A 13,042-nucleotide genomic window follows, 5' to 3' on the forward strand; every position below is an offset into this window, starting at 1 on the left:
GTTGTGGGTCCGACTTTAGTCGGACGTCATGCCGAAGGCATTCTTGCGCCTGCGGCGTCACGTCCGGCCAAAGCCGGACCCACAGTAGGAGTGAACCGACAGGATTCAGATCAGATCAGATCAGATCAGATCGAGCAGGTCCTGGAAGTCCGTGATCACGTCACGGGCACCCGCGTCCTTCAGTTGCGCAGGTGTGAAGACATGCCCTGGCGGGCAATACGCAATCGCGTGCATCCCAGAGGCATGTGCTGCGACCACGCCAGCTTGCGAATCCTCGACCGCGATGCATTGCTCAGGTCTCGTGTCCAGCATGCGGGCTGCCAGCAGGTAGATATCTGGCGCCGGCTTGAGATGTTCGACGCGATCCGATGAGGAAATGCGATCACCAAAGTGGTCGCGGATTCCGCACGTTCGTAGTGCCTGATCGATGTAGTCGCTGTGCGAGTTCGACGCGACCGCCATCCGTGCACCGCGCTCCGCCAGCGCGGCAAGCACCTGCGGCACGCGAGGGATCGGTTTCAGTTCGTTGGCGACGAGGCGATGCAGTTCGGTTTCGATCTGCTGCACGATGTCTTGCGGCAGCTGGATTCCGCGTTCCTGCTCGATGATTCGCATCATCGCGGAGCGACCGATCCCGGTTGAGCGCCTGAGATGCTCGTGCGGGTCGATCGCGAGGCCGTATCGCGCCAGTACGGCGACGTCGGCTCGGTTGTGAAGGGGTTCGCTGTCGACAAGAGTGCCGTCGCAATCGAATGCAATGTTCAGCATGAGGGCATCGTACGCATGCGATCGCTAGGACTGAATCAGCTTGAACTGCGTGCCCGGCTCGCCGACGAGCTCCATGCTGCATGAGCCATACTTGTCGGCGATCGTGTACATCACTTCAGGATCGTACTTGAAGAACACGTAGCGCTTGTCGCATCGAAGCTTGATCTCCGCGATGCGGCCGCTCGCAAGATTGATCTGGAAGCGCTTGCGGAACAGCAGGAAGTACCAGGAGGTCGAATCGCCAAAGTCGCCGGTCACGGCGTAAGGGCTGGACTCCGAGCGCAGGTTTGTGATCTGGCCGATGAGGTTCTCGTACTTCGCCAGTGTCTGCGGCTCCGCGAGATTGCGCAATTTGTCGTATGTGTTCATTGCGCCAGCGAAGTCGTTGGTGTCGATCTGCAGCCCCAGAAGTATCTCGAGGCCGGCGAGGAACGCCGACTTCGGGAGATAGTCGGCATTGCGCTCCTCGGCGATGGCGCGTTTGATTGCTGCGAGTTGCTGCGGTTTCGTCCCCCACTGGCGGGCGTACTCGAATTGAGCGAGATTGAAGAACGCATCCTCGTAGAGATTCTGCACGCGCATTCGGGCCAGCGCCGCATCGGCCTTCGCCCGATCGTTCGCTTTCGTGGCAGCCACGAACTTCTTGTAAGCAGACACGAAAGCAGAGTTGGCGCCGCTCTCTCCGGTCAGGACGAAGTTGACCTTCATGTTCTGGCCGGCATCGATCGGCACACCGTCCAGCGTCGCGGGTTCGAATTCCCAGTCTCTGGCGGCTTCGACCGCGGCTTGCTCGAGCGCCTTGTTGCCGGTCGAGTCCGTGACCATGATCTCGTAAGGCTTGCCCTGGGGATCGATCATGAAGTTGAGATTCACCCAGCCGTCACGACCCTGCTTGCGCTCGCCCAGCGGGTAGGCGGGTGCGTCGACCCGCTTCCTCAGTGGGGCCTTGAAGACCTCCACCGGCACTGACGCATCCGCTTTCGCACTGGGCTCCGGCGCGAGAGCGGGGGGTGTCGTCTGTGCGCCGGTCACCCCGGCCAGCAGCACCGCAATGGCGCCGCTCGCAACTCGCGTGGACATAGTCTCCTCCGTGCCGGCACTAGCTGTGTTGTGTGCTGATTCAGCGGCTGCCGTACGATCCGAGCGTAGCAGGGCCGCCTCCCAAGTCGCTACCATGTGCGCCGTGCGACACCGATTGCGCGAAGGATACGAATGCGGTGGTAGGAGATTCCATGCCTCTGTCCCTGTTCTTCCGAATTCTTCTTCTGTGTGCCGCGCTGGCTGCTTCTCTGCCGGCTACCGCAAAGGAGTACGGCGCCGTCGCCTCGCCAGACGAGTACGGTGCCCGAGTTGCCGCTGAAGTTCTCGAGAAGGGCGGCAACGCTGTCGATGCGGCGGTCGCGACAGCCTTCACGCTTGCTGTCACCTATCCGGAAGCCGGCAACATCGGCGGCGGCGGATTCATGACGCTGTATGTCGATGGCAAGTCGTACTTCGTCGACTACCGGGAGACGGCTCCGCGAGCGGCTTCGCGGGACATGTACCTGAATGAGAAAGGTAAGGTGATCGAGAACCTGAGCCTCATCGGTGCGAAGGCCAGCGGTGTGCCGGGCACGGTGCTCGGTCTGTGGGAAGTGCATCGGCGCTTCGGCAAGCGGCCTTGGGCTCAGCTCGTGGCGCCGGCGATCGGCTACGCGACGTCGGGCTACAAAGTTCACGAGAAGACCTATCAGTACCGCCAGGATGCGCTGGCGATGTTCGACAGCAAGACGAACTTCCGTCGCTACTTCGGCGCGATGAAGAGCGGCGGGATTTTTCGTCAGCCTGAACTGGCGCGGACGCTTCAGCGAATCGCCACGGACGGACCGAAGGATTTCTACGAGGGCCGCACGTCGCAGCTGCTCGTCGCGCAGATGCAGCGCGATGGCGGCCTGATCACAGCGCAGGACCTTCGCGACTACCGTGTTGTCTGGCGGGAGCCGCTGCGCTTCGAATGGCGCGGCAATGTCGTCCACACCGCGCCGCTGCCGAGTTCCGGAGGCGTTGCCCTCGTGCAGCTGCTTGGCATCAAGGAGATGCGGGCGAGCGACTTCAAGGGCGTTGAGCTGAATTCTGCCCGCTACATCCACCTGCTCGCCGAGATCGAGAAGCGGGTATTCGCGGATCGCGCGGACTACCTGGGTGATCCGGCGTTCACGAATGCGCCCGTCGAGAAGCTCATCGCGCCGGCTTACCTTGCGCAGCGGGCCGCCGAGGTCAACCCGAAAGCGATTTCACCGACCGCGTCGGTCCGCCCGGGGCTCGAGTCGCACCAGACGACCCATTTCTCGATCGTCGACGCGGCCGGCAACGCGGTGAGCAATACGTTCACATTGAACTGGGACTACGGCAGCGGCGTCGTCGTCGAAGACGCGGGATTCCTGATGAACGACGAGATGGACGACTTCAGTGCAAAGCCCGGCGTGAGCAATGCCTTCGGAGTCGTCGGCGGCGATGCGAATGCGATCGAGCCTGGCAAGCGCATGCTCTCGTCGATGACACCGACGATCGTGACGCGTGATGGCCGCGTGACGCTCGTGCTCGGATCGCCGGGCGGTTCGCGGATCTTCACCTCGGTCTTTCAGGTGCTCAACAATATCCATGACTACGCCCTGCCGCTGACGCAGGCCGTCGCGGCACAGCGTGTCCATCATCAGCTGTTGCCGAAGGACACGATCTACTTCGACTCGTTCGCTGCGTTGACCGGTCGCGTGGCTGAAGAGCTCAAGGCGATGGGCTACACGCTCGAGGATCAGGGATGGGAGATGGGCGACATCCAGGCGATCCGGGTCGACGGATCGAAGATCGAAGTCGCAGCAGACCCGCGCGGTCGCGGGGTCGGCGTCGTCGTTCGCGCAATGCAGTGATGCGACCGGGAAAGGCGGCGTGCCCTTGAAGGCTTGGACCGGTCTGTGCGCCGGCGTTTCCTGATCCCTGCCGTTGTTCTTCGTCCTATGTCCCCATCCTCCATGGGGTAACTTCCTCGCTCTGTCTGCGGGCATTTCCGTGCCCTCTCACTGGTCCTTCCTGCAAGACCAGCTATTGGTCACTCCCTGCTTGATCGGCCACCCATCGCGCTCCCTGTCTCCTTACTGGCCCCGCCCTCAATCCGTTGCTCCTTAAGATCGCCTGCCCCGGCGATCTCTTCTCCGGCACGCCGTCGAGGGTCTGTCGCGACAGCGCGGTCCATCTCACGCTCATTTCTGTGACGGCGTCTCCGGTCGATCGGTACCGCCGGCGTTGACGGTGCCGCGGCCGGCCTGCTTTAATCCTCGCGCCTCTCCTTGGGGAGTAGTCCGGGCCGCACAGGCTCTGCGAGTGTCGTCAGTACGGATCTTCGTTCACGGCGTGTGAAGGGGGTCCCGGCACCGCGTCGTGCAACGTAAGCACGATGGGCAAGACCGCGAAGGGCAAATGTAACCGCAGGCTGGTTCGCCGCAGCCTCATTGCCGTTCGAGGTCCGTATGACGGGGACACCCCTCATGTGGTCGCTGTTCGCGACCTTCGTTTTCGTTGCGCTGCTCGTCGATTTCTTTGCCTTGCGCAAGCAGGGCGCTCACCAGGTCACGATCAGGGAAGCGGCGATCTGGTCGCTCATCTGGGTGGCCGTGAGCTTCATCTTCGTCGGCTGGATGTGGTGGCATCTCGGCGGGATGAATCCCGATCCCGCATTGCGGGCAGTCGCCAACGACAAGTCGCTCGAGTTCATCACCGGCTATCTCGTCGAGAAGGCGCTGGCGGTCGACAACATCTTCGTGTTCCTGATGTTGTTCACCTATTTCGCCGTGCCCGCCGACTATCAGAAGCGCGTGCTCATGATCGGCATCCTCGGTGCGCTGGTCCTGCGCGCGATCATGATTTTCGTCGGCGCCTGGGCGATCAGCCGGTTCCATTGGACACTCTATGTCTTCGGCGCATTCCTGGTGTTCACGGGCATCAAGATGTGGTGGGCCGCGGGCCAGGAGCCCGACCTCGAATCGAATCCGGCATTGAAATGGATTCGCAGGCACATGCGGATCGCGCCGAACTACGACGGTGAGAGGCTGACGACTGTCGTCGAGGGCGTGCGCATGGCGACGCCGCTGGCTGTCGTGGTGATCCTGATCGGCATCGTCGATGTCATCTTCGCGGTCGATTCCATTCCCGCGATCTTCGCCATCACGACCGATACGTTCATCGTGCTGACGTCGAACGTCTTCGCCATCCTCGGCCTGCGTGCGATGTATTTCCTGCTGGCTGGCATGCACGAACGCTTCCACTTGCTGTCGTATGGTCTCGCGCTCGTGCTGCTGCTCATCGGTACGAAGATGCTGCTGATCGATGTCTACAAAATCCCGGTGGTGTGGTCGCTCGGCGCGACACTCGGCATCCTCGCCGCGACGATGATCCTTTCGTTGCTGATTCCTCCGAAGGGATCGGCGCATCGGGGTGCTTACCCGTTTGCACGGAAGCGCGAAGCGGGCGACAAACGCGAGTAGACCGCGTCGCTGGCCTCACCTGATATCCTCTGCCGGCCTGAGAAGGTCGAAGGACGGATACCGGGAGCGAGGTCTACATGCGGACGTACATCCGGCGCGTTACAGCGGGTCTCCTGGTTGCGATGCCGGCGCTCATGGCCTGGGCGCAGACGGCGCCGGTGATGCCGCCGATCGTTCAGCCGGTCACGCAACCCGACGCGAACGAACGAGAGCCCCGGGCCAACGTGACGATCGCGCATGATCGCTACGACGACATTCTGTGGGAGAACGATCGCACTGCTCACCGCATCTATGGCCATCCGCTGGAGGCGTACGAGCCTCCCTCCGGTTCAGGCATCGATGCATGGGGCAAACATGTGCGATGGCCGTTCATGCATCGGCAGCTGCGCAGCGGCAAGCAGCACGACTATCACGGCGAGGGAATGGATTTCTACGATGTCGGAACCAGCCGCGGCGCCGGCGGACTCGGTGTGTGGCACGACAACAAGCTCTGGGTCTCGCGCAACTGGAAGCACTGGAAAGTCATCAGGAACGGTCCGGACGTCGCATCGTTCGAGGTGACGTACGAGCCGTGGCCGGTGGACGTGAATCGCAAGGTGTCCGAGCGTCGGACGTTCACGCTGCCGATGGGCACGAACTTCACGCGCATGGTCTCGACGATCAAGTCCGACAATGCTGATCCGCTGGTCATAGGCATCGGCATCACAAAGCGAAAGGATCCCAACGGCACGGGTGTCTTCGTGAAAGATCTCGCGCCGGGCAGAGTGTCCTACTGGGAACCGTCGGATCCCGTGAAAGGAACGATGGGTATCGCCATCATGGTCGATCCCAAGGTGCTCGTGGAAGTGCGGCAGGATGCGGACAACTATCTGGTGCTGATCAATGTCCGGCCCACGGAGCCCTTCGTTTACTACATGGGGGCGACGTGGGACAAAGGTCTCGACTTCCACGATCGCGCGAGCTGGGAGAAATACGTGCGGGAGCAACAGCCGGATTTCGAGACCCTGCGCTGATTTTGTGAGTGATCTTCAGCGCCCCGGCGCCGCGAGCCTGTCCTGCGTCTTCGTCTCGAAATCACTCGCGTCGTGACGTTCGTGGAGCTGGTTCGCGGGATCGCCGTTGAAGCGATTCACCATGCGTCCGCGCTTCACGGCGGGTCGCGCGCCGATTTCGTCAGCCCAGCGTCGCACGTGCGGGTACTCGTGCACGCTCAAGAACGTGCCCGAATTTCCGTAGATCTGCCCCTTGGCGAGAGGGCCGTACCACGGCCAGGTGATGATGTCGGCGAGCGTGTACTCGTCACCCGCCAGATACCGTGATTCCGCGAGCCGCCGGTTGAGCACGTCGAGCTGACGCTTCGCTTCCATGGTGTAGCGATCGATGGGGTACTCCATCTTGCTCGGCGCATACATATAGAAGTGTCCGAAGCCGCCGCCCAGGAATGGCGCCGCGCCTACCTGCCAGAAGAACCAGGAGAGACATTCAGCGCGCTGTGCGGTGTCAGCGGGCAGGAACGCGCCGAATTTCTCCGCGAGGTAGAGCAGGATTGCTCCGGATTCGAATATCCGGATCGGCCTGGGGCCGCTGCGATCCATCAGCGCAGGGATCTTCGAGTTCGGATTCACCGCGACGAATCCGCTGCCGAACTGCTCGCCCTTGTTGATGCGGATCGGCCAGGCGTCGTACTCGGCGCCGCTGTGCCCCAGAGCGAGCAGCTCTTCGAGCATCACTGTGACCTTGACGCCGTTCGGCGTCGCGAGCGAGTAGAGCTGAAGCGGATGCTTCCCGATGGGCAGGTCTTTCTCGTGCGTCGGTCCGGCAATCGGCCGGTTGATGCTGGCGAACTCGCCGCCGTTCTCTTTCTCCCACTTCCAGACCTCGGGTGGGGTGTAAGTCGAGGAGTCGGTCATGAGGTTCCTGTGGCACGGGGAGCGACCGGGAGCGTGACACGGATGCAATGCGAGCGGGTCGCCAATGTTCCTCGCCGCCGTTTGAACGCGGGATTTCACTTTGACGATCCTGCGGGGTCCCGCTGAAGCCAAATCTCATCGGCGCTGCATTGCAGCGAAATCTCCATCAGGGCGATCTCAACCAGGGAACGCCCACGGGTCACTTGCGCACTTATGATGTGAATACCGCGACGACGTTGCCTCCCTTCGGCACGCAATATCGGTTGCTTGCGGAGATCGGCCCGCCGATCGTCCTCACCGACAATCCGAACGGTGTCTACACGACAGACCACCCGGCGGCGATGGCGCTCACCCTCGATGGCAGGGCGATCATCATCTGCGGCGTCGGCGGTTGTGTGGTGCAGCCGACGCCGCCGTAGGCAAGTCATGACACGCGGCAATCAGGCCGCCAGCACGCCTTTCTGTTTCGCCGTGTGCGTGGCGATCAGGTCCATCAATGCAGGAGAGAGGCAGTCGTAAGGCTGCAGGCCGATCGCCTTCAGGCGATCGCGAACCGCCGTCATTTCCTCCGGTCTGGCGCCGCCGCCTTCGATGATGGAGGAGACGAACGCCGCGAACTCAGGCGCTGCCCATCCGCGATCCTTCGACAGCTCGACATGGACGAAGTCGAGTCCGTGGAACGGATGTCCCTTGTTCTCGATGCGGCCGAACAGATGCACGCCGCAGCCCGTGCAGGCATGGCGTTGAATGACTGCAGCGGGATCCACGATCTTCAGCTTGTTCTCGTTCGCCGTGACTTTCAGGTTGTCGCGCGAGATGACGGCGACGATCGAAAACTTCGCGCCTTCCGGCTTCCAGCATTTGGTGCAGCCGCATGCGTGATTGAAAGCGACGTTGCCCTTCAGCGCGACTGTAACCGGCGCGCTCGCGCACTTGCAGGTCAGTGTGCCGCCGGCAAAGTCCTTCGAGCCCGCCTGGACGCCGTTGTCGATCGATGGATGCAGTGAAATGGCCATCGGATGCCCCTCCCGTATTTGGATCGGAACGCGCGCATTCCAGCCTGAATCGCAGTCGGCGGGAGTACGTAGATATGGCAGGCGTTTGGGTTCAAGATATTCGCTGTGCCCGTCGGTGAGCATTGCATCATGAGCCCATCAGCCGCATCGACACGTCCGCACGCGGCGTGTCACGTGAATCGGGATCGCGCACAGTTGCGCGCCGAAACCCTGGTGATCGAGGAGCCGCTGGAGATCCGGATCGTCTCGCAAGGCCGCGAGGAGGCCGTGACGGTGACGATGCGGACCCCGGGCGCCGATCGGGAGCTTGCGCTGGGGTTTCTGATCGCGGAGCGGATCCTTCGTGACGCATCGCAGGTGAAGACAATTCATCCCTGCGGCCAGCGATCCAATGTGATCAAGGTGGAACTGCGTGAGGGCGTGGAGCCGCGGCTGAAGAGCGTCGCGCGCAACTTCGCAAGCTCCGCAAGTTGCGGGTTGTGTGGGAAAACATCGCTCGAGGCAGTGTCGACACTCGACCCGGTAGTTTCGATCGAATGCCTGGCGCCGCCGATTCCGACCTCGTTCCTCTACGGCATTCCGCAGCGCCTGCGTGCAGCGCAGCAGGTTTTCGACCTGACCGGCGGATTGCATGCTGTCGCGGCGTTCGACCTGGGCGGTGATCTGCTGACCATGCACGAGGACGTCGGTCGTCACAACGCGGTCGACAAAGTGATCGGCACGCTCACTGCGACAGATTGGCAGCCGAGCCGCACGCTCTTCGCTTTGAGCGGCCGTGCCGGCTTCGAGCTGGTGCAGAAGGCAGCGGCGGTACAAGTGCCGGTCATCGTTGCCATCGGCGCGCCTTCCAGCCTTGCCGTGCAGCTTGCCGAACAGGTTGGCATCACGCTCATCGGTTTCCTGCGGGCGTCGAGCTTCAATGTCTACACGCATCCGCAGCGGCTCGAACAATACGTGCCTCAGATGCAGGAGGCCGTATGAGCGACAAGAGCATCGAGCGCTACGATCGGGCTGCTGGCGGTTGGGATGCGCTTGCAGCGACTGCGGCTGTCGTTCGCGAGCAGGGCGCACCCGCGACGAGTAGTCGTGCGTTGCTGAAGGCCAACCAACCATCGGGATTCGATTGTCCCGGGTGCGCATGGCCCGATCCGAAGCACACATCGTCGTTTGAATTCTGCGAGAACGGCGCGAAGGCGGTTGCGTGGGAGACGACCTCGCGGACCGTCGGGCCGGAGTTCTTCGCGGCTCACACAGTCACGACGCTGCTTGCACAGTCCGATCATTGGCTGGAGTCGCAAGGACGCCTGACGCATCCGCTCAAGTACGACGCCGCGAGCGATCGCTATGTGCCTGTCTCGTGGGCGGATGCCGCGGAGCTCGTAGCGTTGCATCTGCGTGCACTGAGTACGCCGGATGCTGCCGCGTTCTATACCTCAGGAAGAACCAGCAACGAAGCTGCGTTCCTGTATCAGTTGTTCGCACGGGAGTACGGCACGAACAACATGCCGGACTGTTCGAACTTGTGCCACGAGGCATCGAGCGTTGGATTGCCGCAATCGATCGGTGTCGGCAAGGGCACTGTCCAGCTCGCCGATTTCGATTGCACCGATCTCATCCTGAGTTTCGGTCACAACCCCGGCACGAATCACCCGCGCATGCTGACGACGTTGCGGGCAGCGCGGAAGAGAGGCGTGCCGCTCCTGGTCTTCAATCCGCTTCGGGAACGCGGGCTGGAGCGATTCGTCGCGCCGCACAGCGCGGTCGAGATGCTGACTGGCGAAGGCACTGAGCTCGCGACTCAATACTTGCAGTTGCGCGTCGGCAGCGATGCGCTGGCGCTGCAGGGACTGATGAAGCTGCTGCTGGAATGGGAGCGCGGCCGCTCCGCCGCTGATGCCCCGATCATCGATCGCGAGTTCATCGATGCGCACACGACAGGGTTCGATGAGTTGACGGGGCAACTCGATGCGCTGTCGTGGGACGAGATTGTCGAGCGAACAGGAGTGACCCGAGCAGAGCTGGAAGCGGCAGCCAGGCAGTACGCCCGCGCCCCATCGACCATCGTCGCCTACGGCATGGGAATCACGCAGCACGCTCACGGAACGGAGAATGTGCAGCAGATCGCCAATCTGCTGCTTCTGCGCGGGAACATCGGTCGCCCCGGTGCCGGGATCTGTCCGGTGCGCGGACACAGCAACGTGCAGGGCGACCGCACGATGGGCATCAACGAACGTCCTCCCGCGGATTTTCTCGATCGCATCGAGGCGACATTCGGTTTCTCGCCGCCGCGAACGGAAGGCTATTCCGTCGTGGAGTGCATCGAGGCAATGCGGGATGGAAGGGTGCGGGTGCTGGTCGCTCTCGGCGGCAACATGGCAGTCGCTGCGCCGGACCCGGTGGCGACCGCGGAAGGGATGAGCAAGCTCGCGCTCTACGTCGGCATTCACACGAAACTCAATCGCAGTCACCTGCTTCATCGCGGCGATGCGCTGATTCTTCCCGCGCTCGCGCGGTCCGACCTGGACGTCCAGGAGACCGGTGTGCAGAGCGTGACCGTCGAGGATTCGATGTCGATGGTGCATGCGTCGCATGGATTCAAGGCACCGCCGTCGCCGGAAGTGCGTTCCGAACCGGCGATCGTTGGGATGCTGGCAGCAGCGACGTTGCCGAACAGCAAAGTGGATTGGGATGGTCTCGTGCAGAACTACGATCGCGTTCGCGATCTCGTCGAGAAGATCGTTCCCGGCTTCGAGAACTACAACGAGCGCATTCGGATACCGGGCGGTTTCCATCTGCCCAATGCCGCTGCGACACGGACATGGAAGACGCAGTCGGGCAAGGCGCGGTTCAAACTTCGGACCACAACGCGACGCGCGGCGGATACGCTGCCGCTGGTGCTGACGACGATCAGATCACACGATCAGTACAACACGACGATCTACGGGTTGAACGATCGCTACCGCGGCATCAAGGGCCGCCGCGATGTCGTGTTCATGAATGAAGAGGACATGCGGGCGCGGGGGATTGAGACCGGAGAAGCTGTTACGGTGCGGGCCGCCAACAGAGTTGCAACTGGATTCCATGCGGTCGCGTACCCCATCGCCAGGGGATCCTGTGCTGCCTATTTTCCCGAGGCGAGCGTGCTCGTCGCGCTGGAAGACTTCGATCCGCAGAGCCGCACGCCGGCGTACAAGTCGACGCCGGTGGAAGTCGTCAGGGTCGGGTGACGGACTACTTGGGCCGATAGTCGCGATTGCGTGCTTCGAATGCGCGAATCTCCCGCTCAGCATCGGAGCGGCTGATGCCGTAGGTGCTCTGCAGTACCTTCAGCAGCTCGGCTCGCTTGCCCGCGATGGCGGAAAGCTGCTCGTCCTCGAGCTTGATCCATCGCGCCCGAACGCGCCCCTTGAACTGCGGCCAATGATTCTCTGCGAGTGTCCAGTTCATGCCGATCTCCGGTGGCGGGCAGTCCACGAGGAGTCGGGGATCGATGCCGGCCGCGGAGAGTACCTGAAGCGCGCACGAGGCGTTGAAGTCTTTCGCCCGCAATGAACGGAATGCGGGAAACGCTCAGCTGGAAGTGGGCTCGCCGGACCGGTCCTTGTTCTTGCGCTCGGCCTTGCGTAGCTGCTCTTCTTCGTTGCGCCGCTTCTGCGCTTCTTCGCGACGCTTCTTGTCCTGTCGGTAATTGGGCGGTCGAGGCACGAATGCTCCCATGATTGATGTAAGAGTGCAGGCGATACTTTCGTCAGCGCTGTTCGGCTCGCGAGAATGCGAACGCTCCGCCGAATGCATACTGCGTGAAGTCCTTCATGACCGTGGCGAATGCTGTGCTGGCAATTCGCGACTCTGGCTGCCTGCCGGCGTCAACGCTGTGTGTTGCTGTGATCATCCCAGGAAGATGCGAGGACAGGCTGCCGGTACTCAGTGCGGCCGCCCACGCAATCGCATCGATGTTGTCGACGCACTTCGGATCGCGAGCATCCCCCGGTCGATAGTCGTGTCGCGTCATGCGGGAGATGGCGCTCATGCTGGCCGTCGAGAATCCGCTCGGAAGATAGGTGGTGCCGCGCTGCTTCCAGCCGAATGACACTGCCACGTCCAGCAGGACATTCCAGGCGCCGCTGTCGCAAACGAAACGGTCGTGTTCGCTGCGCCGATCGTGCAGGCGCACAAGGCTGACGAGCACGGGCACCTCGAGGCAACGACTCATGCGACGAGCAGGAAAATACGTGTGGGATTGTCGACCCGAGACGGCTGCTGCTGCGCTCATGACTCAGTCCTTCGCGGGCTCGCATCCCGCGGATCCTTTGCGAAAGCCTTCATCGCAGGCCCAGTCGTGCCCGGAGTGATCGATGTGTGCATTCTGGGGAAGCTCCAACGCGATGCAGGAGGCTCCCTTGACGCGCATCCCGCGCTCGCATTTCCAGCCGGTGCCCGCCGAGTCGAGATATGCGCCCGCGGGGATCGTCACCGGCACGCATTCGTCACCGGACCGCTTGAAGCCTCTGTCGCACTGCCAGTCATCGCCGCGGTATGTGAGGAATCCGTTGGCGGGAGTGTTCACCCTGATGCATGCATCCGGGGTTTCGCGATAGCCGCGATCACAGCTCCATCCCTTGCCGTATGTGGATTCATTGCTGTACGCGTTCTGAGGCATGGAGATGCGAACGCATTTGTCCGCGGCTTCTCGATACCCGCGCGCGCATCGCCAACCGTTACGAGTATCGTCGTCCATGTAGCCATTGGCTGGAACCACAATGGCAGCGCACCGGTCGTTCTCAGATCGATAACCGCGCTCGCATCTCCAGCGATGGCCGCTAGGGTCGAG

General features: G+C 62.3%; 14 protein-coding genes. 6 read left to right on the top strand and 8 right to left on the bottom strand.

Annotated features, from left to right (window positions below; genetic code table 11):
* Nucleotides 1–120 precede the first annotated feature (120 nt).
* Together HNQ60_RS13540 and HNQ60_RS13545 are read right to left on the bottom strand one after the other, a co-directional pair.
* Nucleotides 121–768, bottom strand: a complete 648-nt coding sequence (locus tag HNQ60_RS13540; protein WP_184332615.1) for an HAD family hydrolase — start codon at nt 766–768, stop codon at nt 121–123.
* A 24-nt stretch (nt 769–792) separates the two neighbouring features.
* Nucleotides 793–1,848 carry an energy transducer TonB gene (locus HNQ60_RS13545; protein ID WP_184332617.1) on the bottom strand — a complete coding sequence of 352 codons (1,056 nt, stop codon included), beginning with the start codon at nt 1,846–1,848 and terminating at the stop codon, nt 793–795.
* Nucleotides 1,849–2,000: 152 nt separating this feature from the next.
* Here HNQ60_RS13545 and ggt point away from each other — a divergent pair, with 152 nt between their 5' ends.
* The 3 genes from ggt to HNQ60_RS13560 all read left to right on the top strand — a co-directional run bounded on the left by ggt (nt 2,001) and on the right by HNQ60_RS13560 (nt 6,298).
* Nucleotides 2,001–3,674, top strand: coding sequence for a gamma-glutamyltransferase (gene ggt / locus HNQ60_RS13550; RefSeq protein ID WP_184332619.1), 1,674 nt, complete (start codon nt 2,001–2,003; stop codon nt 3,672–3,674).
* Nucleotides 3,675–4,271: 597 nt separating this feature from the next.
* Complete coding sequence (locus tag HNQ60_RS13555) at nt 4,272–5,285, top strand: TerC family protein (RefSeq protein WP_184332621.1); 1,014 nt, start codon at nt 4,272–4,274, stop codon at nt 5,283–5,285.
* 77 nt (nt 5,286–5,362) lie between these two features.
* Complete coding sequence (locus tag HNQ60_RS13560; RefSeq protein WP_184332623.1) at nt 5,363–6,298, top strand: DUF4861 family protein; 936 nt, start codon at nt 5,363–5,365, stop codon at nt 6,296–6,298.
* A 15-nt stretch (nt 6,299–6,313) separates the two neighbouring features.
* Here the strand turns inward: HNQ60_RS13560 and yghU are convergent, their stop codons facing one another.
* Nucleotides 6,314–7,195 carry a glutathione-dependent disulfide-bond oxidoreductase gene (gene yghU / locus HNQ60_RS13565; RefSeq protein ID WP_184332625.1) on the bottom strand — a complete coding sequence of 294 codons (882 nt, stop codon included), beginning with the start codon at nt 7,193–7,195 and terminating at the stop codon, nt 6,314–6,316.
* 149 nt (nt 7,196–7,344) lie between these two features.
* Here yghU and HNQ60_RS13570 point away from each other — a divergent pair, with 149 nt between their 5' ends.
* A complete protein-coding gene (locus tag HNQ60_RS13570) occupies nt 7,345–7,614 on the top strand; it encodes a hypothetical protein (protein WP_184332627.1) in 270 nt (89 codons plus the stop codon).
* A gap of 21 nt (nt 7,615–7,635) precedes the next feature.
* Here the strand turns inward: HNQ60_RS13570 and gfa are convergent, their stop codons facing one another.
* Nucleotides 7,636–8,211 carry an S-(hydroxymethyl)glutathione synthase gene (gene gfa, locus HNQ60_RS13575; RefSeq protein WP_184332629.1) on the bottom strand — a complete coding sequence of 192 codons (576 nt, stop codon included), beginning with the start codon at nt 8,209–8,211 and terminating at the stop codon, nt 7,636–7,638.
* A 129-nt stretch (nt 8,212–8,340) separates the two neighbouring features.
* Between gfa and fdhD the strand changes: the two genes are divergently transcribed.
* Together fdhD and HNQ60_RS13585 are read left to right on the top strand one after the other, a co-directional pair.
* Nucleotides 8,341–9,192 carry a formate dehydrogenase accessory sulfurtransferase FdhD gene (fdhD, locus tag HNQ60_RS13580; RefSeq protein ID WP_184332631.1) on the top strand — a complete coding sequence of 284 codons (852 nt, stop codon included), beginning with the start codon at nt 8,341–8,343 and terminating at the stop codon, nt 9,190–9,192.
* Nucleotides 9,189–11,438, top strand: coding sequence for an FdhF/YdeP family oxidoreductase (locus tag HNQ60_RS13585; protein WP_184332633.1), 2,250 nt, complete (start codon nt 9,189–9,191; stop codon nt 11,436–11,438). The genes fdhD and HNQ60_RS13585 overlap by 4 nt, the downstream gene beginning before the upstream one ends.
* 4 nt (nt 11,439–11,442) lie before the next feature.
* Here HNQ60_RS13585 and HNQ60_RS13590 read toward each other — a convergent pair whose 3' ends face one another.
* The 4 genes from HNQ60_RS13590 to HNQ60_RS13600 form a co-directional block, all read right to left on the bottom strand.
* Complete coding sequence (locus tag HNQ60_RS13590; RefSeq protein WP_184332635.1) at nt 11,443–11,658, bottom strand: CsbD family protein; 216 nt, start codon at nt 11,656–11,658, stop codon at nt 11,443–11,445.
* Between the two features lie 123 nt (nt 11,659–11,781).
* The gene (locus tag HNQ60_RS27905; protein WP_281382741.1) at nt 11,782–11,916 is read right to left on the bottom strand and encodes a hypothetical protein; all 135 of its coding nucleotides are present in this window, start codon (nt 11,914–11,916) and stop codon (nt 11,782–11,784) included.
* A 43-nt stretch (nt 11,917–11,959) separates the two neighbouring features.
* A complete protein-coding gene (locus HNQ60_RS13595) occupies nt 11,960–12,484 on the bottom strand; it encodes a hypothetical protein (protein WP_184332637.1) in 525 nt (174 codons plus the stop codon).
* 3 nt (nt 12,485–12,487) lie between these two features.
* Nucleotides 12,488–12,871, bottom strand: coding sequence for a hypothetical protein (locus tag HNQ60_RS13600; RefSeq protein ID WP_184332639.1), 384 nt, complete (start codon nt 12,869–12,871; stop codon nt 12,488–12,490).
* Nucleotides 12,872–13,042 lie beyond the last annotated feature (171 nt).

It is taken from the genome of Povalibacter uvarum, assembly GCF_014202975.1.
Classification (GTDB): domain Bacteria; phylum Pseudomonadota; class Gammaproteobacteria; order Steroidobacterales; family Steroidobacteraceae; genus Steroidobacter; species Steroidobacter uvarum.

Bases quoted from the DNA above. Each gene is read 5' to 3' on its own strand.
- HNQ60_RS13540 (WP_184332615.1), bottom strand. From the start codon at position 768: ATGCTGAACATTGCATTCGATTGCGACGGCACTCTTGTCGACAGCGAA.
- HNQ60_RS13545 (WP_184332617.1), bottom strand. From the start codon at position 1,848: ATGTCCACGCGAGTTGCGAGCGGCGCCATTGCGGTGCTGCTGGCCGGG.
- ggt (WP_184332619.1), top strand. From the start codon at position 2,001: ATGCCTCTGTCCCTGTTCTTCCGAATTCTTCTTCTGTGTGCCGCGCTG.
- HNQ60_RS13555 (WP_184332621.1), top strand. From the start codon at position 4,272: ATGACGGGGACACCCCTCATGTGGTCGCTGTTCGCGACCTTCGTTTTC.
- HNQ60_RS13560 (WP_184332623.1), top strand. From the start codon at position 5,363: ATGCGGACGTACATCCGGCGCGTTACAGCGGGTCTCCTGGTTGCGATG.
- yghU (WP_184332625.1), bottom strand. From the start codon at position 7,195: ATGACCGACTCCTCGACTTACACCCCACCCGAGGTCTGGAAGTGGGAG.
- gfa (WP_184332629.1), bottom strand. From the start codon at position 8,211: ATGGCCATTTCACTGCATCCATCGATCGACAACGGCGTCCAGGCGGGC.
- fdhD (WP_184332631.1), top strand. From the start codon at position 8,341: ATGAGCCCATCAGCCGCATCGACACGTCCGCACGCGGCGTGTCACGTG.
- HNQ60_RS13585 (WP_184332633.1), top strand. From the start codon at position 9,189: ATGAGCGACAAGAGCATCGAGCGCTACGATCGGGCTGCTGGCGGTTGG.
- HNQ60_RS13590 (WP_184332635.1), bottom strand. From the start codon at position 11,658: ATGAACTGGACACTCGCAGAGAATCATTGGCCGCAGTTCAAGGGGCGC.
- HNQ60_RS13595 (WP_184332637.1), bottom strand. From the start codon at position 12,484: ATGAGCGCAGCAGCAGCCGTCTCGGGTCGACAATCCCACACGTATTTT.
- HNQ60_RS13600 (WP_184332639.1), bottom strand. From the start codon at position 12,871: ATGCCTCAGAACGCGTACAGCAATGAATCCACATACGGCAAGGGATGG.